At 49.7% G+C, this 20,101-nt stretch carries 15 protein-coding genes and 2 pseudogenes; 5 read left to right on the plus strand and 12 right to left on the minus strand.

The window, feature by feature from the left end:
* Position 1 precedes the first annotated feature (1 nt).
* Together DX130_RS19890 and DX130_RS19895 are read right to left on the minus strand one after the other, a co-directional pair.
* Positions 2-313, minus strand: coding sequence for a hypothetical protein (locus DX130_RS19890; RefSeq protein WP_133297956.1), 312 nt, complete (start codon positions 311-313; stop codon positions 2-4).
* A 78-nt stretch (positions 314-391) separates the two neighbouring features.
* The gene (locus tag DX130_RS19895; RefSeq protein ID WP_116048331.1) at positions 392-592 is read right to left on the minus strand and encodes a hypothetical protein; all 201 of its coding nucleotides are present in this window, start codon (positions 590-592) and stop codon (positions 392-394) included.
* Positions 593-1,127: 535 nt separating this feature from the next.
* Between DX130_RS19895 and DX130_RS19900 the strand changes: the two genes are divergently transcribed.
* Positions 1,128-1,802, plus strand: coding sequence for a hypothetical protein (locus tag DX130_RS19900; RefSeq protein WP_116048333.1), 675 nt, complete (start codon positions 1,128-1,130; stop codon positions 1,800-1,802).
* A gap of 300 nt (positions 1,803-2,102) precedes the next feature.
* Here DX130_RS19900 and DX130_RS19905 read toward each other — a convergent pair whose 3' ends face one another.
* On the minus strand, positions 2,103-3,677 hold the full coding sequence (locus tag DX130_RS19905) for an ABC-F family ATP-binding cassette domain-containing protein (RefSeq protein ID WP_116048335.1): 1,575 nt from the start codon (positions 3,675-3,677) through the stop codon (positions 2,103-2,105).
* Between the two features lie 112 nt (positions 3,678-3,789).
* Between DX130_RS19905 and DX130_RS19910 the strand changes: the two genes are divergently transcribed.
* On the plus strand, positions 3,790-4,446 hold the full coding sequence (locus tag DX130_RS19910) for a hypothetical protein (RefSeq protein WP_240644608.1): 657 nt from the start codon (positions 3,790-3,792) through the stop codon (positions 4,444-4,446).
* Positions 4,447-4,487: 41 nt separating this feature from the next.
* Here DX130_RS19910 and DX130_RS19915 read toward each other — a convergent pair whose 3' ends face one another.
* Entirely contained in the window at positions 4,488-5,348 is an 861-nt protein-coding gene (locus DX130_RS19915) for a S1 family peptidase (RefSeq protein WP_116048337.1), read from the minus strand.
* Between the two features lie 442 nt (positions 5,349-5,790).
* Between DX130_RS19915 and DX130_RS19920 the strand changes: the two genes are divergently transcribed.
* Entirely contained in the window at positions 5,791-7,047 is a 1,257-nt protein-coding gene (locus DX130_RS19920) for a hypothetical protein (RefSeq protein ID WP_240644609.1), read from the plus strand.
* A complete protein-coding gene (locus DX130_RS19925; protein ID WP_116048339.1) occupies positions 7,044-10,052 on the plus strand; it encodes a DEAD/DEAH box helicase in 3,009 nt (1,002 codons plus the stop codon). The genes DX130_RS19920 and DX130_RS19925 overlap by 4 nt, the downstream gene beginning before the upstream one ends.
* A 119-nt stretch (positions 10,053-10,171) precedes the next feature.
* Here the strand turns inward: DX130_RS19925 and DX130_RS19930 are convergent, their stop codons facing one another.
* The 5 genes and pseudogenes from DX130_RS19930 to DX130_RS19950 all read right to left on the minus strand — a co-directional run bounded on the left by DX130_RS19930 (position 10,172) and on the right by DX130_RS19950 (position 13,083).
* The gene (locus DX130_RS19930; RefSeq protein WP_116048341.1) at positions 10,172-10,813 is read right to left on the minus strand and encodes a DNA alkylation repair protein; all 642 of its coding nucleotides are present in this window, start codon (positions 10,811-10,813) and stop codon (positions 10,172-10,174) included.
* Positions 10,814-11,076: 263 nt separating this feature from the next.
* On the minus strand, positions 11,077-11,544 hold the full coding sequence (locus tag DX130_RS19935; protein WP_116048343.1) for a phage tail protein: 468 nt from the start codon (positions 11,542-11,544) through the stop codon (positions 11,077-11,079).
* Between the two features lie 24 nt (positions 11,545-11,568).
* The gene (locus DX130_RS19940) at positions 11,569-12,048 is read right to left on the minus strand and encodes a GyrI-like domain-containing protein (RefSeq protein WP_116048345.1); all 480 of its coding nucleotides are present in this window, start codon (positions 12,046-12,048) and stop codon (positions 11,569-11,571) included.
* A 110-nt stretch (positions 12,049-12,158) separates the two neighbouring features.
* A pseudogene (locus DX130_RS19945) lies at positions 12,159-12,581 on the minus strand (DoxX family protein).
* Between the two features lie 23 nt (positions 12,582-12,604).
* Positions 12,605-13,083, minus strand: a pseudogene (locus tag DX130_RS19950) (GyrI-like domain-containing protein).
* A 106-nt stretch (positions 13,084-13,189) separates the two neighbouring features.
* Here DX130_RS19950 and DX130_RS19955 point away from each other — a divergent pair.
* Positions 13,190-14,155, plus strand: a complete 966-nt coding sequence (locus tag DX130_RS19955; protein WP_116048346.1) for a helix-turn-helix transcriptional regulator — start codon at positions 13,190-13,192, stop codon at positions 14,153-14,155.
* Here the strand turns inward: DX130_RS19955 and DX130_RS27050 are convergent, their stop codons facing one another.
* The 3 genes from DX130_RS27050 to DX130_RS19970 all read right to left on the minus strand — a co-directional run bounded on the left by DX130_RS27050 (position 14,156) and on the right by DX130_RS19970 (position 19,990).
* A complete protein-coding gene (locus DX130_RS27050; RefSeq protein ID WP_116048347.1) occupies positions 14,156-14,386 on the minus strand; it encodes a winged helix-turn-helix transcriptional regulator in 231 nt (76 codons plus the stop codon).
* Positions 14,387-14,509: 123 nt separating this feature from the next.
* Positions 14,510-16,798: an S-layer homology domain-containing protein gene (locus DX130_RS19965; RefSeq protein ID WP_165861376.1), complete on the minus strand. Its 2,289-nt coding sequence runs from the start codon at positions 16,796-16,798 to the stop codon at positions 14,510-14,512.
* Between the two features lie 111 nt (positions 16,799-16,909).
* Complete coding sequence (locus tag DX130_RS19970; RefSeq protein ID WP_116048351.1) at positions 16,910-19,990, minus strand: AfsR/SARP family transcriptional regulator; 3,081 nt, start codon at positions 19,988-19,990, stop codon at positions 16,910-16,912.
* Positions 19,991-20,101: the final 111 nt, after the last annotated feature.

Below are 20,101 nucleotides of genomic sequence, written 5' to 3' on the forward strand. Positions count from 1 at the left end.
CCTACCAAAATACTTTATTGAGTTTTCGAAAACCGTCTACAAGACCATTTGCAAGAGAATTTGCTCCGTCCTTTATGGCATCCACCGCGCTTTTTTTAGGGTCATCGCCAAAAACCTTCCAACTCATTGCATATATTACACCGCCTGCAATCGCACCTACAACTGTGCCCACAGGTGGAGCAATTAATGATCCAACAGCTGCCCCGGTTGCCATTGCTGTCGAGCCGGAGAGTACGTCTATTGAAGTATCCACCACAAACTTTTTTTGCTGCTCAAATAGCTCCAACAAAGTTAACTTTACCATTTTCATCACGAATCGTGCCCAAATTATCTAGGACATCAATACCGATTCCTACAATACCCGGCAACTTGGCAACGCGACTTAAATTTGTCACTCCCTTGCCACACCTTCCTTCAGTAATGCTTTTATGTCATCCTTGCTAAAGGTATGCTCTCCTGTCTCTAAGCTACTTATCAATTTCTTTCTAAGATTTTCCCAATTAGCACCGTTTACAGATTGTTGAAAAAGGTTAAAGGGATTTAAACTCCACTTTCCAATTTTAATATATGTTTTTCCGTTTTTAGTTTCCAAAAAGTACTGTATCCCATTTTTTCTCAACCAATCGTAGTTCTGGAACTATTACTTTAGGGGTCTCATGACACTTATTCCAGAGTATTCTCCCATCATACCCTTAGCCCTACTTATGGTAAGGCTCACCGTACCTCTTTAACGGCGAATAAATATTAAATGCTTCCATTAAAGTATCTTACCAAGCCTACCAATTCTCCAGAACCCGATGTAACAGGTGCAACCACAGCATCAGTAACCATAGCAGGCGCTTGTGCTCGAATCCCCTGTATAACCAACCGGCTAATCCACCAATTAATTCGTGACCTGTTACTGTCCCAGTAGCATAGTTATAACGATAGGTTCCATTGTTGCATCTGAAAGACATTGTCAACCCCATTGCTGATGCAGATTTCGAGTTATGGAGAAACGTTTAATACAGGTAGTTAGTATTAATTTTTTTTGAATTCACACCTAAGAACTATTTTCACTGGTAAAAATTATGTTTAAAGTATATTGTAATGTATAAAATATCTTTCGAAAAGGGATGTGGATTTGATTGAAAAAGAAAGCATTTATAGCGATTATTAGCGTATCAATGTTAGCTAGTATGGGAACTGGAGCACTGGCGGCAACTAAACTACAAGAGATTAAAGCTTATCTTAACCCTGAAATAAAAGTACAAGTTGATGGAACTTATACGGAGTTGCGTGATGTAAACGGCAACGCTATTGCACCGATCAGCTATAAAGATACTAATTATTTCCCAATTCGTGCTATATCAGATGCGCTTGGTGTAGCGGTAGACTATAATTCGGCTACTAAAACTATTATTCTAGGCGAGAAGGTAGACGGTGTCTCTATTGCTAAGGAATTCAAAGATATGTATCATACGAAAGATCCAGCCCAAACAACCTTTAAAGGTAAAGATTATAAAGAAGCTTATTTCAACACAGGTTCTGGTGATCGCAGCTCTAACTTCATGCTTCACCCGAATAAAGAGCATCAAACACTGTACCTTCAGATAGCAGCTGTTGACGGTGATATTACTGATTTTACAATCGAAGACTCTAACAACAATATTATTTTGAAAAAAGTAGATGTCATTAAATCTGCAGAAGGCTTGGTTACTATCCAAGTTGATATCGGAGGCATTAAGTCATTGTACATTCATGGGAAAGTCAAGAGTGGTGCTACGGTCTTTGTACCGTTAACTACTTCATATTATAAATAGGCTTCACTCTTCATAGATGATTTTATGGATAAGGTGAAAGACACTCTAAAGGTTCAAGCATGAATTCTCGCTTGAACCTTTAGTTGTACTCAAACAGATTCCTAAATGGGTTAAATGTATGTTTACACCCCGTTCTGAAGATTCAGCATTCTGCTTCCACCTTCAACTCGATCCTCTGCTTTACCACTATTGATGACACTGTTCACCGTATCACTCTAACGGCGAATTTTAAAGCACCCAATGGGGTGCCCTTGCTTTGTAACATGTACGCTGAGAGGTACCTAAGAGAACCCTTCTCCCTTATAAGCTTTGTTCGGTCACTCCCGTTACCGGATCGAAGGTCAGCATCTTCGTCCCTATCTTATCGATGAAGAAGCGATCATGACTTACCGTAATAACGGCGCCGGGAAAATGGATTAGAGCTTGCTCCATGACCTGAATACTCATGAGATCCAGATGGTTGGTAGGCTCGTCTAAGATGATAACCGCCGCACCCGATAGAAGACACTTGGCCAGCGCCACCCGAGCCTTCTGTCCGCCGGACAGATTGCCGATCACCTTGCTCAGATCCGCCTCCGAGAATTGCAGCATCGATAGAAATTTGGCCACCTTTTTGCGCGGGGCGTCCAGTCCCAATCCATACGTATTCACCGCGTGGCTAACGGTATCCTTGGGATCAAGCTCCTCCCACATCCGGTTAAAGTAGGCGTAGCTAACGCCCTTCTCCCAGATAACCTCTCCTGACTCCGGCTTCTCCGCCCCGGTAAGCGTCTTGATGAGCGTGGACTTCCCGCTTCCGTTCGGCCCCGCGATGACCAAGCGATCTTCCTTCTGAATATCGAAGCTAATGTTTTCGAAGATCTGCCTGCCCTCGTAGGTCTGTCCGATCTTTTTCACTTCGCATAGCTTGTCCGGGAAACGCAGCCTCTCGTAAATATCGGTAATCAGTACGTTAACGGGATGCGGCTCGATCCGCTTCTTGTTATCCGCCAGCTTCCGCGAGAGACGGTCCTTGGAGGCAGATTTCCTGCTCGCACGGTCGTCGATCGCCTCGGACTCCATGAGCAGCAGCTCTTCCTCCCATTCGAACTGACGGTCCAGCTCCTTCTTGCGCATCTTCTTCTTACGGACGTAATCGGTGTAGTTGCCTTCGTATTCCTGAAAATGATAATTCTCGATCTCAATCGTACGCGTGACGACCTTGTCGATGAATTGCCGGTCATGCGACACCAGAATCATCGCTCCCTTGAACCGGTACAGCCACTGCTCCAGCCATGCAATGCCTTCCATATCCAAGTAATTCGTAGGCTCGTCGAGCAGAACGACATCGGGCAGCTCTATTAGTAACTTCGCGAGCGCCGCACGATTACGCCATCCCCCGGACAACTCATCGATCGGCTGATTGCGAGATCTGTCGTTGAACCCTAGCTTCGTGAGCACTGTGTTAATCTCGACGGACACATTCCAGCCATCGAGATGATCCATTTGCTCGAATAACTCCGCCTGCCTTGCTAGCAACCTCTCCATTTCGTTATCGTCTGTAACCAAACCCAGCTTATCTCCTACCTCTTGCAGCTCTCGTTCGATAAGGGCAACCTGCTCGAAGCACATTTCCAGTTCTTGCTGAACGGACAAGCTTCCGCTCAATTCCGAGAATTGAGAGAAGTATCCGATTTTTAACTGAGGATTTATTTCTACTCTGCCGGAAGTCGGCTCTTCCTTGCCCATAATGAGCTTAAATACTGTCGACTTGCCGGCACCGTTTCGTCCGATCAAGCCGATACGTTCCCCTTGCATAACTCGAAAATAAATATCGCGAAAAATCATGGACTCTTCATACTTCTTCGTGACGTTCTCCAAACGTATTACGCTCATGGTTATCAAGCCCCTTTATAATGAATCTAGTTGCTATGTCCAAACTTTCTTAATCCTTCTCCATAAACTAATCAAAAAGGAGATGAGATCGATTAACAATAAGCGTCGCTCTTTGAGCATAAAAGGGAAAGTAAGTAAAAATAAGAATCGCCCTATATGCAAAGATGAAGTAAAAATAGGATCGACACACCAAGAGTGTATTGAACGTGCCTATCGTTTTCCCGTATTTTTAAGCACGACAACTCATTTAAACGATAAGCAACAACAGTTTCTTGACCGTCTAATTTTTGAGATTGAGAATGCTTTGCTATTTCCGCGTACATTACCTTTAAGCGAAAGTTATCCCGAATCCATTTTAACCGATATTCGTCGGTTAGTTTCATCAAGCTATGGAATGTTGGCAGTAAACCTTCGTCGTTTTAAAATCCAGACCGTCGAGCTCAATGAACAAACCACTCCACCAACACCCCTACCATCCCCTGCGTTTTGGGAAGGATCCGTTTATTCGCAAGTGGAACCCTCCATGGCTTTTCAATTTGGTCTACCCTTATTATTAGTCAGGGAAGAAGATACTGACCTCAATAATGGAATTTGGGCAGGAGGAATTGCTCCACTCAACCTATTTATAGTTTGGCATTCTGATACTCAAACGGTTGATCAATTCTTTAGCACTCCTGAATGGAGATCAGCCTTTGCAAATTGGAGCGCGCAAGTAAGAAATGCATTTTATATTCAGACCGAGCCTGCGTTCAAGTACAGATGTGAATAGTAAATCGATACTTTAGCATGATGTCGAAAATATAAACGTTTTTATTCTACTTGCGGCAGCGAAGTTCGCAGCAGGGTCTCCATGTCAGCAATCGGTACGGCTAAACCGGCCTCTATCATTTGGTCTTGATGGAGGATATCGGCAGTGGCGAATACAACGGCGATGGCTTTGCCACGCTTGTTAATGACGGGAGAGCCGCTATTGCCGTTATAGACCGGCGCATCAAGAGCCATGACCGGCTTCTGGCGGCCTTGGATCGGGACCAAGCCGATAATAGCGCCTTCGACGGCGATTTGCGTGAAATGAAGCGGATTGCCAATCACGTAGATTTGTTCATCAGGCTCCCACTGCTTGTTGTCTCGTTCGACTTCAATAAACGACAGCCGTTGATCCCCGATGTCCGCCTTCAGTATGGCGATATCCAGATCGGGATCACTGCCCAACAGCTCAGCTTTATAACTCTGACTTTGCTCCGGGAATGTCACTATAATATAGCCATTATCTTCGATGACGTGATAGTTGGTCACAATGTATCCGCCGTTAATGTGGAATCCGGTGCCCTTGCCGTTATCCGTGCTGACTGTAACAACCGCTTCTTTATAGCTTTGGATTTCAGCTTGGCTGGATAATTCCTTCGACCCGAACAAGAGGGGGAGCGTCTTCATGTTGTAAATTTGCGGCAAGAAGGCCACTATATTTACGGCTAGAGCGGCCACGAGCAGGAATATGATTGTATTTCTGATCCACTTCCGTCGGCTGGCTGATGAACCCCCGTCGTCCTCTTCCTCTTCCGACTCAAAGTCCCACTCCTCGTCTGCATACGGGTGGTCATTCTCATGTTCTTGCTTATCTTCGGAATTAGAAAGAGAATTCTCTTTGTTTCGACTCGGATTATTTTCCATGCGCATCCCTCCGTACTCGCCGTAATCTTTTCCCGTTATTGTATCATCAAACTGCCTATAATTGGGGAAAGATGGCGGCAACGTCCTGTGTCGCATGGAATACATGATTAGTGCAAAGGAGAATTCAAACAAACCACTTCCGGGAATGAACTGCACCCCATTTGTTAGACACAACTAACAAGTGGGGTGCAGTTCAGAATGGAGTGGTTTGTTTGGGTTACTACGTTGATATGTTTCCACCCTCATCATGTTTTATTGCTGACTGGCTTCACTTCGAGGGTTGTCATTTAAAGCCATTTAATCAGCTCTTCCAGCTCATCTACCCATCCTTTTGCAGGTTCAAAATCAGTATTTTTTAGAGCCAATTCTATTTTCATTTCAACTGATTTTTTCTTTTGTTCTTGAGTCCTAGATCTCAATGGTCTTTGGGCTGTATGCCGTCTTGACCAATTATCGTTATAATGAAGGAACGGATTTACGAGCGGCAAAGCTCAAGAAAGGAATAACTGCCATCATGACGAAAATGAATTCGAATTCACCGATTGGGCCCAGCGTTGTCCAGTGGCAGGATCTAATCGCCAGCTGCGCCCGGAAAGCGGCGAACACCCCGTACGAAATAAATTATGGCACCGAGGTCCGCTCCATGGTGCGCCCCTTCATGTCGGAGTTCACACCTGAGGAAGCCTGGCTGTTCGAACTGAACATCGGTCTGTTCTTGCTCCGCAAGCAATCGACCGGTCGCCACCCCGGCTACTTCGCCCAGATGGCGGCATCCGAGACGCTACATGCCATCGAGAGTCAACTCCATAACGACTTGCCGCCGGAGATCGCGGTCAAGCAACAGGGGCGGCTACTGGAGACGGCTGCATATATTCGTGATACAACAACCGTGAATGCATGGTCCCCTCCAGCCTATTTGGATATCTACGTGGAGCTGTGGCTGATCCTGGTAACATCCGCTGCGGACAGTCCCCGTCTCTTCCAGGAGGAGCTGGCGCATTTGACCGCGGGATCCGGCAAGGAAAATAAGCTCTTCCCGCTCGTCGCCCTCGCCTGGATACGCTTCTGGCTGGGGGAGGATCAAGAGGCTTGGCGGCAGCTGGATGCTGCAGAGCGGCATGGACTCGAGCCCGGGCAGGTATTTCGTTTCCTGCGCCAGCTGGAGGGAAATGACGAATGGACCCGGCTTGAAGCCTGGCTAAGCCATTGCGTGAACAAGCAAGTTGGGCACAGCCTCGGCAGCCTTGATGAATATGGTCACTATTGGGATGCCGTCGTCAAGCGACTGCCGGAGGCCGAGGAACGAATGTGGGGCGCGATTGCGAGCCTGCCTCCCTCCTGCAGCAGCTTGTACGAGGAGAAACTGATGAGCTATGGCCGCTTCCGGCAGTGGATCGACTATCAGCTTAGCCTCGGCAGCGATCCGCTCGACTTTCGAGCGAAGGATCTGCAGCCCATTGAGAAGGAGGCACCGGAAGCGCTGCTGCCTTTTTACCACCAAGGCGTGGAGAAATACGTGTTGTTAAAAAACCGCGATGGCTATAAGCGGGCGGTCAAGCTGCTCAAACGGCTGGCCAAGCTGTACAAGAAGCTGAAGCGTGAGCAGCGGTGGGAGGCGTACATCGAGATATTTGCCAGCCGGTATAGCCGATTGCGGGCCCTCCAGGAAGAGCTGCGGAGGGGAGGACTAATTCCATGACGGAGACTACTACTTATCGCCTGGATACCATCGCGGTTCGAATGGTGCTGACGTCGCATGGCGACGCGTTGTTCTTCGCGGACCCGGATTCGCTGCGGGAGTGGACCGGACCCCAGCTGAAGCATCGCCTGTTCGCCTGGCACGAATCGTCCTTCTATGGCACCGAGCTTGCGCACGTCAAAGTCGGGGAGCTCGAGGCCGTCGTGCTGCCCGCCGAAGAGGTCATTGCCTTCTTCGCCTCAGGGCTTCTCCTGGCGCATATCGAGTGGAAGTGGGAGGACGATGCCGCGCGCTTGGCCGCATTGGCGCCGCTCTTGGGCGAGTGCCTGGAGAAAGGGCTGTACGCGCCCGACCTTGCGGCTTACCGCAGAGGCTCCCTGTGCTGGATTTGGGATGCGGCTGCGGTCCACGCGACCTTTGGACAGGCGCGCCGCGACGAACTGGACCTGAAGCGCGGCAGTTGGAGCGATGAGGCGCGCGCTGGGCTAATGGCGGCCTTCTCGGCGGCCGTAACGAGCCGCTTCTACGGTATGGAGCCGGACGAAGCGGATCTGCGCCGGGAGTTCCCGGCTCTGTTCGCGCGCGAGAACGCAGTAGCCGCTACGGCAGGACTCGACGACGAGACCTGGCTTGTGCAGATCGGCTGGAAGGCTGATGTCGCGCCGTTCCGCACCCTACTGCAGCTAATGGAACCGTGGGAGGGTGACAAGCACTCCCGCTGGCGGCTGCGGCTCGTACTGCAGGACAAGAGCGATCCGGCTAAGCTCCGAAGAGTGCGGCTCGGCGACGACGGCTCGACGGCAGGCAAGTGGCCTGACGCATGGGCGGAAGCTATTCGAAGCCGTTCGGACGGTTGGCTGCAACGGCTCCGGGTTAGCCTTCCGCACGATCGGCTGTCGCGCGGCGAGGACGTGCTCGGCAAGCCGCTTGACGACGAGGCAGCCTGGCGGTTCCTGAACGAGGACAGCCGCCGGCTGCTTGAAGCCGGATGGCAGGTCCTGCTGCCCGCATGGTGGGAAGCCGCAAGCCGCAAGAAGCCGCGGCTGCGCGCGGCGGTGCAGTCGGAGGACAAATCCAAGAAACGGGGCGGCGGCAAGTCTTTATTTGGCCTGGATGCGATTATGAGCTTCAACTGGCGCATCTCCATCGGCGATGCCGACCTGAGCGAGGAGGAGTTCGACGAGCTGCTTGCGCGAGGGGAGCGTCTCGTGAAGTTCCGGGACCGCTGGATCGTGCTCGACCCGGCGTTGATCGCCCAGATCCGCCGCATGATGGAAGGCATGGACAAGAGCCAGGGATTAAGCTTCCAGGATGTGCTGCAATTGCATCTGCTCACGCAGGGCCAGACGGACGGCGACGCGGATGGCGGGGCGACGGACGCCGGCGCGGAGACATTCGGGGTCGATGCCGCCCGCATTGAGCTCGAAGTCGAGCTTAACGCGCATCTGACCGGACTGTTCGCCAAGATTAATCAGCAGAGCGAATGGCCTCGGCTCGATCCACCGGCCGGTCTGCGTGCCGAGTTGCGCAGCTACCAGCAGGACGGGTTTGCCTGGCTGGCTTTTCTCCGCCGCTTCGGGCTCGGGGCCTGTCTCGCGGACGACATGGGCCTCGGCAAGACAGTTCAGTTGATTGCCTACCTGCTGCACGCCAAGGAGCAGGCGGACGAGGAGATGCGCCTCCCTTCGCTGATCGTCTGCCCCACGTCGGTACTCGGCAACTGGCAGAAGGAGATTTCCCGCTTTGCCCCATCGCTGCAGGTGGCCATGCATTACGGCTCCAGGCGTAAGAGCGGCGACGCGTTCCGGAACGAGGCACGCAGCGTTGACGTCGTGCTGACCTCCTTTGCTACCGCCACGCTCGACCAGGAAACGCTGGCCGCTTTCCAATGGGGAGCCGTCTGTTTGGACGAAGCACAGAATATCAAAAACGCCGGGACCAGGCAGGCCGCGGCGGTCAAGAGCTTTCCCGCGCTCCATCGCATTGCGCTCACCGGAACGCCGATCGAGAATCGGCTGGCGGAGCTATGGTCCATCTACGATTTTACCGTGCCCACTTACCTCGGGACCGCCAAGGCGTTTCAGGACCGCTTCGCTGCCCCGATCGAGCGCGAACAGGACGGGCGTCGCACGGCTGAGCTAAAGCGGCTAGTGAAACCTTTCATGCTGCGGCGCAAAAAGAAGGACCCTGCCATCCAGCTCGACCTGCCGGACAAAAACGAGATGAAGACGTATGTTCCTCTAACCTCCGAGCAAGCTGCCTTGTACGACAATTGCGTCAAGGAGCTTCTCGAGAAGCTGCGGAAGCTCGACGGCATCCAGCGCAAAGGCGCGATTCTCGGAGCGCTGACACGTCTCAAGCAGGCATGTAACCATCCGGCTCTGCTAGATGAGGATACGGGAACGGAGCTGGAGGATGGCCCGCTACATACGGAGGCGATCGTCGCCCGCTCCTCCAAGCTCGAGAGGCTGCTAGCGATGGTCAAGGAATTGCGCGAGGCGGACGAGCGCTGCCTCATCTTCACGCAATACATTGGCATGGGCAAAATGATTCAGGATGTCTTGCAGCGCGAGCTGAACGAACCTGTGCTGTACTTGAACGGCAGCACGCCGAAGAAGCAACGCGACCGGATGGTGGAACGGTTCCAGTCGCGAGACCTTCCGGCATCCGAGCAGCCGAACGTGTTTATCCTCTCCCTCAAGGCGGGAGGCGTCGGGCTAAATTTGACCGCGGCGAACCACGTCTTCCACTTTGACCGCTGGTGGAACCCGGCCGTCGAGAACCAGGCGACCGACCGCGCCTACCGGATGGGCCAGACGCGCGACGTGCAGGTGCATAAATTCATCTCGCTCGGCACTCTTGAGGAACGCATCGACGAGATGCTGGAGAACAAGCAGCAGCTAAGCGACAACGTGATCTCCAGCTCGGAGAGCTGGATTACCGAGCTATCGACGGATGCGCTACGGGAAATGTTCTCGCTGCGGCGGGACTGGTCGCGCGATTAAGCGGGATTTGGGCAACCACTGCGACAGACGAAAACTTTGTTACGGATGAAACTTTTGAAATTATCCTCCAAGCAAAAAGGATCTGGAAGCTTACTTTCAGATCCTTTGTTCAGGGGTAACTAATTATGATTTCGTTTGTTAACTTCAATCGCAATGAACTCCGGCAAATAATCGGGCGTACAGCCCTTTGATACCATTTCATCTTTATAAAGGCCCGTTTTCTCACCAAGTTCAATACAACGTGCACGATTATTTTCATCATACACGCCTATCCAGCCTGCGAGGAAATTCATAGCCCACTGAACTTCCGGTTCTTCCTGCGTAATATTAGCTTCTAATGTAGATAGCAAGTCTGCGGTGTTATCAGGCGGTGTTTGTCCCGTCCATCTCAATCGCGCTTGATAATACCAGAAAGCCCGTCTTTGAAGAGCAGAAGGGCTATTTTCCCATGACTCCATCCGTGCAATGGTCTTCTTGTCTTTGGTGAGCTGATTAGCCATTAACCAATCCATTAAGTTATTTCGCTCATCAAAAGGGTGAGTCTGCATATCCTTATCAAGCTTATTTAGCACTTCTTGTGAAAGAAGTTTTTTATCCATAATTAAGATTGCCAATAGTCTGGGCAAAAATTGTTCGGTTGACCAAAGTTCCATTGCTAGTTCGTGATCTTTTTTAATGTCCTTCGCGATTGTTCGTAAGTCGCCTAGCTTAGTTTTACTATTGATCTGCGATAGAATGTTTTCTGCTTTTGAAGCATTCATTTGACACAACTCCTTTGTTAAGGCATTGTTTCATAATTGTCATTGGCGCAATATAGCCATAACTTAATTTAGGTATAAGTCTTATTACACACAATTGTACAATAACAATTGTAAAAGGAGTCATTCATTTCGCCGTCATTTATGATAAGCCTCACCGTAACGGAACTATCGGCGAAAACAAATGGCAGCCTAGTGGCCGCCATGCGTTGTGTTTAGCTGGAGCTTGCTGCAATGCAATTCTTTGTCCAGAGTGCTTGATGGCTTCAATGCTCCCCTTTAATGACGAAGAACGTACCTCGAATCGTCCCGGCCAGCTTGGACTTCTGTCTTGCGAATTTGAACTTTTTCTCTTCCAGCTCCGAAGGTACTTCCATCCCCTCGGACAGCTTAAACCCTACGGCTCGCTTCTTCGGATCATCCACCGTATACATGACGTTAACCGCCAGACCGTCTTCATAGAAGACGAAAGCCCATTGGATATTTTCGACTTGAAAACGCGCCGTTTCCAGCGGTTTGGCCGCAAACGCAATACCACGTTCTTCTTTTAACACTCGTTCCACATAATCTAGTGTCTCCTGGCTTTCGCCGGCAGGTTCGACCGTGAATTCATGCTTGTATTTGTTCATGAAATAACGGGCTTCATTCGCGCGCAAACCAGCTAGCGCTTCTGCTACCGGCGAAGAATCCAGACCCGAAGTAGACACGTTTTTAAAATCAATGATAGTGGACATTCTCATTCCTCCTACTGATCTTGTTTACTTCCCTACAACCGGAACCCACATTTCGCCATAAACGAGGCCATCCCGCTGCCCCATCTCAACCGTTGCATTGGGCCCGCCGACATAGGCGTAATTATCAGCTGCCGGCAAGGCTTGACCAAAGGCAATGCCGGTAAGCATGCTGCTGAGCTCATTGGCCGACTTCCCTTCGCCTTTAACGACGAGGTATTGTCCCTTAGGGAACTGGATCACTCTGTGCTCTTCCGGTACCGATGAATCCGTCATAACGCCGGCGTAATACATCATCTTCTGATTGACCGCTTCGTTTACGGCAAAGATGTAGGTATTCGCAGCGATCGCCTTTAACGTGTCGAGCCTTCCATCCTGCTCCACAGTCCGCCAAAAGTTCTCCTTCTCCTCGTTTATACCGGCATAGTCCGTGTAATCGCTCTTCAGCTCCGTTCCGATACCAAGCACGATAAAGCTGTCTTTTTCCTCAAAGTTATACGTTGCCATGATTCCAGCTCCCTTTTTGAATGAATGTATTGGATTTGTTTAATGACTTAATAGGTTTATCATACCCATAAATCGTGTCAAAATCTGCTACTGTTTAGCGTCACGGCCTTTTAAAGTTTGCGGCTTTTCGGACGCAGCGCCCAAGAGGCAATGCCAAGCGCGGCATAGAAAAGCGGAAGAATCACATGGAATCCGCCATCGCCGTAATCATGAGCAAACACATGAGATAAGGACGCGCCCGTCATTAGAAAGAAGAGACCGCTGTAAGCCCATTCCTTAAGCCTGGGGAAGCCTGGGATTATGATCGCAATAACTCCGAGCAATTTCCAAGTCCCGAGAAGGTACGTGATATATAACGGGAAGCCTATATCGGTGACCAAGTCGACATTGCCTCAATATCGCATCAATTGCCCGATCCCGCTTAAGGCAATGGAGAATGCGAGAATGATGGTGACGATCCAATAAGCGGCCGTCCTTCCGATAGGACGAGCTTCAACCTTTGCGATATTCTCATTACCAGTAATCGTGCTCATTTCAATTCCTCCTTTGATCTCGTTTACTTCGGCACAACCGGAATCCACATTTCCCCATATACAAGGCCGTCTCGCCGCCCCAGCTCGACTATTGCATTGGGGCCGCCGACATAGGCGAATTTATGGGCTGTCGGCAGCACTTGCCCAAAGGCGATGCCGGTAAGCGAGCTGCTGAGCTCTCAGCCGTCTTCCCTTCGCCTTGAATGACGAGGTATTGTCCTTTAGGGAATTGGATCACGCTGTGTTCTTCCGGTAACGATGCCTCGGTCATAACGCCGGCAAAATACATCCGCTTGCCGTTTACCAATTCGTTTACAGCAAAGGTGCAGCCGTTCGCAGCGACAGCCTTTAAGGCGTCAAGCCGCCCATCCTGCTCCACTGTCCGCCAGAAGTCTTCCTTCTCCTTGTTCATGCCTGCATAGTCCGTGTAATCGCTCTTCAGTTCCGTTCCGATACCTACAACGTTAAAGCCGCCTTTTTCCTCAAGGATATACGTTGCCATCATACCCAGCTCCTTCTTCGTTTTGATTAAGTCATTTGTTTTTCCTCTTGATGGGTTTATAATAACAATTAATCATGTCAAAATATGATACTGTTTAGAGGGCTCCATGAAAAAAGTTGAACGGATTAACATCATCATGCGGTACATTAATAACCGCGCCCATTTCACCATCTCGGAAATTATGCAGGAGTTCAATATCTCCCGTTCGACGGCGATTCGAGACATCAGGGAGATTGAAGCGATGGGAATGCCGCTAGTCGCCGAAGTCGGGAGGGACGGGGGCTACTTTGTGATGAGCAATTCCGTCCTGCCTACAGTCCGCTTTACCGATAATGAGATCAAGGCCCTTTTTATCGCCTTCATGGCCACGCGCAATCTGCAGCTCCCTTATCTCAAAAGCCGCCACTCTTTGGCGGAAAAATTGCTCGGCCTCATCTCTCAAAACCAGCAAGATGATCTTGTTCTGTTAAATCAGATTTTGCTCTTCGAAGGTACCAACCCCCACAATCCTGACCTGCTTGATCTGTCAGACCTGCCCCAACCAATGTTAGAACAACTCATCCAGACCCTTCTTGAAGATCGCTACTTAGCGGTTTCCGTCGAAGAAGCAAGGGAAATCAAGTCTTATCCCATCTATCTCATGCGCCTGTATCGCGAAAAAAACGCATGGCAAATTGAAGGCTTCGACCTTGTGGAGGAGAAGAGGCGGATTATTCCCGTCGACCATCTCACCGATGTCAAACCATACCCCGAGAAAAAAAGAATGAGCAAGAAAAAGATTGCAGAACAACTAGGCAAACAGGAAGAAGCCATCAACCTGGTCGTCGAACTTGGTCCCAAGGCGATTGCCCAGTTCAAAAAGTATCATCCTCTAAAAATGACGATTTCATATACGAATCCTTATCAAACTACGGCGATCTTAAAGACGTTCCTCAATGTTCATCATCCGGATGAATTGACCGATGTAACAAATTGGCTGCTTTTCTTGGGTGCAGATATCAAGGTCAGGGAAATACCGAAGGAGGTCGTAGAAGCATTGCAGGACAAAGTGGATGTGTTGGGGAACAAATAATTAGCCATTGTGAAAAAAAGATCGTCCGAAGAGGCAACCTTCATGTACGACCTTTTTAGGCATTTCAGTGACAGAATATTCAACTTTCGGCGGAACTTGCGGATAGACGACCCGACGGACAATGTGTTTTTCTTCCAATTCCCTGAGCTGATTCGTCAGTACCTTCTGGGTGATGGACGGGATCAGGGCACGAAGCTCGCTGAACCTTTTCGTTCCGCAGCTTTCATACAAGGCAGACTTGAAGGTACTGGAATGGAGTACCTATGTATATAACAAAGAAGGTATTGCCCTCAATAGAATTAAGCAACAATACCTTCTTTAGTTATTAGACTTTTTCAGTGTCCACATCTTTAACTAAACGCTAACGGTTGTTTCGAATACAGTTGTCGTGAGAGGGACATTATTTGAATCTATCAAGGCCCCTGAAGCGAATGTAACCGTAATCGTTTCACCAGGCAGAAGGATTGTTGATGGATCCAGTGTGATGAGGAGCTGTGGCATACCTGGTATCCATTGAACTTGAGTAACCGTTAGATCTGTACTCGAGCCACCACGATTGACAGTAACTGAATCAATAAGAGTCGATGTATTCTCAAGTGTTGTCTCACTCAGTTCGGGTGAATTAAATGTTAATGTTAGTGACGTTACAGGTCCAGCTTGCACCGGCGCAAATGTCACATTTGCATTTTCCGGCTGAGGTTGCTCTAGATTGCCACTCATTGGGATCGATGCGAATGCTACCACCTGACCAATAGTATCCGTTGCTGCGAATGCAACATAATACGTTTCACTTCCATAACTGTAATTGCAATATCCTTGAAGCATGTTGCCTGACATAGCACAAGGCATGTATCCGGACATGACATCACCAACCGTAGGAGTCACAAATGGCGAACTGCTCGTGCTGATCATCAACTGGGTAGCTCCCGCTGGCAACGTGATTATTCCCATGATATTCCCAAAGCCCGGGCCATTAGATCCAAATGAGAGGTTGCTAATATCCAGCAACGGCGCTTCCTCCGAAGCTGGCGGTGTTGGTGTCGGCGTTGGTGTTGGTGTCGGCGTTGGTGTCGGTCTTGGTGTTGACGGTGGTGTTGATGTTGATTGTGGCGGCTCAGTCACAACATTGAATTTCAGTGTGACAGACGACGTAATCACATAAAGAGTGAGAGTGTATTCCTCGAATATACCCTCACTCGGCATTGTGAAAGGTACCGAGTAGGTGCCTGGTTCACCAGTGCGCGCCATATCTATCGTTCCAATGGAAGCTGGAAGATACGGGAAGAATGTGAGAGAAGCACTAGACAACGGGTTAGACGATGACGGCAATATCAAATAACCATATTGATCATACGCATTGAAGTTGACATGATAATTACGAGACCATTCAGCTTGCGTTACTTCTTGACCGTTCGAGTCACGAAGCAAGCCACTCCATTCTATTTTAGCAACAATTGGCGCATGTCCAACTTTAAAGTTTTTAGAGACAGTGACAGTATCGTTGTTATTTGTACTAGTTAGAGTTATCGGTATCAAATCACCTTGCATTTTACTCGTGGTATCCACTACGACAGCCATATGATCGAGGTCAATCTTGGCAGTGGCGCTAGAATATACGCCCAGTTTGGGAGCTTGAACCGCTTCTCCGAACTGATTAGCAGCCTTAAACAGAATAGCAACCTGCTCCGAGTAAGCAATGGTGTCTGAGTCGTTAGTAAATTCGATCTTAACAATCTTCTCGGCTTCTGCTGTCAAACTAGCGGTAACCTTGTCCACAGAAGCAGCATCAAGACCAGACAGAGTAACGGTATACTCCCCTGCGACCAATTTGTCGTCAAAGGTCAAGGTAGCGCTCTTCTTATCATCCGACCAAGCGACCGAGTAACTCCCCTTCGAGACAGAAAGCTTCGCCTTCTGTGTGTCGACCGGCTTATTGAAGGTCACGTTGATCTTCTTTGCTCCGGCTTGTTTTGCTCCCGTAAGGCTCACTTTCCCAGGTGCAACGTACTGTTGCTTGGCTTCGTATGCGCCTGTAAGGAGCAGATCGCGTGTTGCGTTGGTTTTGCCGCCGAACGTTCCGTCGATGCCATTCGGTAATAGTTTTAGTTCCAACGCCAAGGCCACATAACCCTGTGCCCAGCCGGATACCGTACTATCGTCGCCAGTCTTCGTTTTTGAATCCGCTTCCTTGTCCAGCACTCGAACCAAGAACGTAGCCAACTGCTCTTTGGTCACTTTGCCAGCCGGATTGTACGTGCCCTCGCCATAACCATCCGTAATGCCAGCAGCTTTAATGGCTTCGATGAAAGGAAGCGCATATCCGTTGGCGGCATCATCCGCCAAGACGTCGCTGAAACTGGAAGTCTTCAGATCTTTATTGACTTCAATGCCCGTTATCAATGCCGCAACCTTGGCGAACTGCGCGCGGTTCATTTCCTCCTTCAACCCGAACGTCGTATCGCTGATGCCATCGAAAATCCCTGCGCTAATCATAGCGTCAAACTTGGCTTTCGTTGCCGCATCCAGATCCTTTAAGTCCGCAAAGTCAGCAGACGTCCTCGCAGACGCGCTGCCTCCAAAGCCGATGACAGTGCTTAAGCCGAGAAATACAGCTAGCGAAAAACTGATGATTTTTTTTCTCATCGGATTCATCCCTCCTGTTATGAGTGTCAAAGCCATTTATTGCACTCTATCACAGTCAGTCTAAACAAAGCCTAAACAATGGGATCGCTTCATCAGGTATTCGTAATGTTCCTATCCGCCACAATCCAGCAGTGTCCCTATTGCGTCCTTGGGCTCAATCCCGAATTCGGTTAACAGCATCACCCTTAGCACTTCGTATTGCTTGATTGCAGAAATACGGTCATCTGCCAAAACGAGCAAGCGAATAAGCTGTTCATGGATATACTCGTTCAGCGGATCATGCCCAAGTGCCTCCCGAAGCAGCTCCGCAGCGACATCATAATGCCCTTCCTTCTTCTCACGGTCATGGAGGCGGAGCAACATCGCGACGTACTCGCTTCCCAGGCGAACTCGCATCGGCTCTGCCCACTCATACGAAGTGCCCGCCAGATAGCCCTGTCCGTAAAATTGAACAAGTTCCCTGGCATAGTCACGCAATGCAATGTCATCGATTTGCGCCTGAGCGGCCAGCAACCGATCCCACTCCTCGATATCAAGGTCCAATCGGGTCATATCGATCCGGTAACCGCCTTCTACATGCTGAACGATACCGTCAAGTCCCATTTGGCTTATAGCTTTTCGCAAATAGTGAGTCGTCGTATTAAACTGGGCCCCGGCCCGGTCAACGTTTACTTCTCCCCACAAACAATTGAGGATTCGATCTCTGCTTACCGTCTCACCGCGATGATGAAGAAGAAAGGCCATCAATTCTTCGGTTTTAGAAGTCCGCCACTTGATCGCAGCGCCGTCCTCTGTCTCTACGCGAAACCGTCCAAAACATCGAATCTTCATTCGTGGAAGTGTGAGATGGACATCGAACGCATCTAGTACAAGACACGCATAACCGGACACAGCATTCGATCCCCCATCCTTGTCTCCATACGACCGCACATAAATAGACATCAGCTCCGCCATCGCCGATCCTTCGTCCACGAAGCTACGGATGAACCCCTGCGGCTCCGCAAGACGCAGGGCGGTATCCAACTTCATCAGTGCCTGCTCCGCCCGACCATCAAGATACAACCCCATGCTTTGCAAGATTAGAACTTGAATTCGGTCGCGCAAGCGGTCTTCCTTCGTCAACAGATGATACAGCCGCTCTGCGAGGGATAGCCCCGGTTCGCATTGTCCGCATGCCACAAGCACGCGAACGAGCGTCAGCTGTTCGGGCACTTGATCCAACGTTGCTTCATCCGAGTGCGACATCCCACATTGCTCCAACCATCGCTGAGCAAACGACATGTCGCCTTGACGCACTGCTAGTCTGGCCTGCTCCGCTTCGACTTTGCGTAAAAATATTTCATAGTCCGGTGAATTGATCTTCAGCTTCAGTTGTTCTAGCAGCGCCATGGCTTCTAGCGAGTTTCCCTTCGCTTGTTGAATTCTCGAAGCCGCCACATCCAGTTGATACATATTTCGAGGAACTGGCGCGAGTCCGTCCGCTCGGTTCATTCGGTTGATCCAAACTTCCGCTTCCTCTAACCGATTCCACTCGCACAACAGCTTGGCGTATGACGCATACATCGGCGTCGCAAACGGATGATTCACTTGAGCCTGCCAATGACCCGTCATCTTTTCGAAAAATTGTGCCGAGCCATGATAGTCGTTAATGTAGCACAGATGGTCATCAAACTCTTCTACAGAATAATGTCTATTGTTACCGCCTTGAATAAACAAGCTGTGCTCAGGCGCCAGCTTATCACCGCGGATAAAATATTCAGCTGTGCGGGCAAGATCTTTGGATACATAGGAAGCGGAAGCGCAGATATAATAAATTTCTCCCATCGTCGCGCACCATACGTCAGCGTCCATATGATCCTTCATCGCTTCGAAACGGTTCCTTAGCCGCTCCGCTCGATCCAAAATGCCACTAAACTGCCGAACACCAACCATCGCATACAAATAAAAAAGCTCAAGGACTGGCCTACCCGATACGTATGGCTCAGGCACCTTCATCACCCATCGAGCAACGACGACGTTTTTACCGCCAATAAGCAGCTCATTTAGATGACCCTCAATCAGACGGACGGCATCTTCATAATGCCGTCCTGCCAAATAATGCTCTGCCGCTTCTTCGACAAAGCCATTCGTTTCGAGCCATTGCGCGGCACGCCCATTCGCCCGAACCCACAACTCCGGCTCTGTTCGAGCGAGCATCGACTGTAGAAAATCAGACAACAGATGGTGATAACGATACCAGCCCCGTTGATCGTCCAACGGAATAATGAATAGCTGAAGCTGTTCCAATTGCTCCAGCTGTTGCTGGCCTCCCAACCGGCCGGTCACCGCCTCGCACAAGGCGTAATTCATCTGGCTTAACACGGAAGTTTGCAGCAAAAAATCGCGCATCGCCTCTGGCAGATCGCGAATGACTTCCTCTAGCAAATAATCAGATACGAGCTGCTGCCGACCGCTGAATTGGCGGATCATTTCAGCCACATTGCCCCTCCGTTTCAGGGAGATGGCCGCCAGACGCAGGCCGCTAATCCAGCCTTCGGTTCGGTTGTGCAGAATATGGAGTTGCTCCGCCGACAGTTTCAATTCCGTCGTATCTTGGAAGAACTCAGACACTTCCTCTAATCGGAACCGCAATTGTTCGATTGTAATCCGCCGCATCTCACCTTTTGCCAACAATCTTGTTGTCGGGAAAGAAAGGTCACTGCGGCTTGCGATATATAAATGAATATGGTCTGGAAGGCATTCAAGCAAATAGCTCATCGACTTCTGGATGGCCGGCATCGTCACCAGGTGATAGTCGTCAAACATGATGACGAGCTCACTTGACAATAGATTTAACTCGTTCAACAGCGCAGTCATTGCCGGCTCCATAGATGCGGAGGACGCAGTAGGCCCTTGAGCTATCAGTGGCCCAACCGTCCGACCAAATCCTTCGACTCGATTCTGGATCGAAGCAATGACCGCGTTCCAGAATGTAATCCAATCGTCGTCCTGCTTGCCGAGCGATACCCATGCAACAGAATTCTCTCTCTGTCTGGCCCATTCGCTTAAAGTCGTCGTTTTCCCATAGCCGGATGGAGCGAATACGAACATCAGCTTCGCATCCATGCCCTCATCTAGCAGACGAATCAGATCCGAGCGAATAACCAAAGTATGCCGTTCATGAGGAATATGCATCTTCGTTGCAACAATCATTGGGTACCCTCCGGAATGAAGACAGAAAATGAGTAATAAAGTGTAATTTCGACAACAAGTCGTAAATTCCTACGTCTTGTTGTCAAATATCTGACTCATTAATATCAACCC

This window comes from Paenibacillus paeoniae (assembly GCF_003388735.1).
Classification (GTDB): Bacteria; Bacillota; Bacilli; order Paenibacillales; family Paenibacillaceae; genus Pristimantibacillus; species Pristimantibacillus paeoniae.

Excerpts from the sequence above, each read along its gene's own strand:
- DX130_RS19905 (WP_116048335.1), bottom strand. The coding sequence starts at position 3,677 with ATGAGCGTAATACGTTTGGAGAACGTCACGAAGAAGTATGAAGAGTCC.
- DX130_RS19925 (WP_116048339.1), top strand. The coding sequence starts at position 7,044 with ATGACGGAGACTACTACTTATCGCCTGGATACCATCGCGGTTCGAATG.
- DX130_RS19915 (WP_116048337.1), bottom strand. The coding sequence starts at position 5,348 with ATGGAAAATAATCCGAGTCGAAACAAAGAGAATTCTCTTTCTAATTCC.
- DX130_RS19955 (WP_116048346.1), top strand. The coding sequence starts at position 13,190 with ATGAAAAAAGTTGAACGGATTAACATCATCATGCGGTACATTAATAAC.
- DX130_RS19970 (WP_116048351.1), bottom strand. The coding sequence starts at position 19,990 with ATGATTGTTGCAACGAAGATGCATATTCCTCATGAACGGCATACTTTG.
- DX130_RS19965 (WP_165861376.1), bottom strand. The coding sequence starts at position 16,798 with ATGAGAAAAAAAATCATCAGTTTTTCGCTAGCTGTATTTCTCGGCTTA.
- DX130_RS19935 (WP_116048343.1), bottom strand. The coding sequence starts at position 11,544 with ATGTCCACTATCATTGATTTTAAAAACGTGTCTACTTCGGGTCTGGAT.
- DX130_RS19940 (WP_116048345.1), bottom strand. The coding sequence starts at position 12,048 with ATGGCAACGTATAACTTTGAGGAAAAAGACAGCTTTATCGTGCTTGGT.
- DX130_RS19930 (WP_116048341.1), bottom strand. The coding sequence starts at position 10,813 with ATGAATGCTTCAAAAGCAGAAAACATTCTATCGCAGATCAATAGTAAA.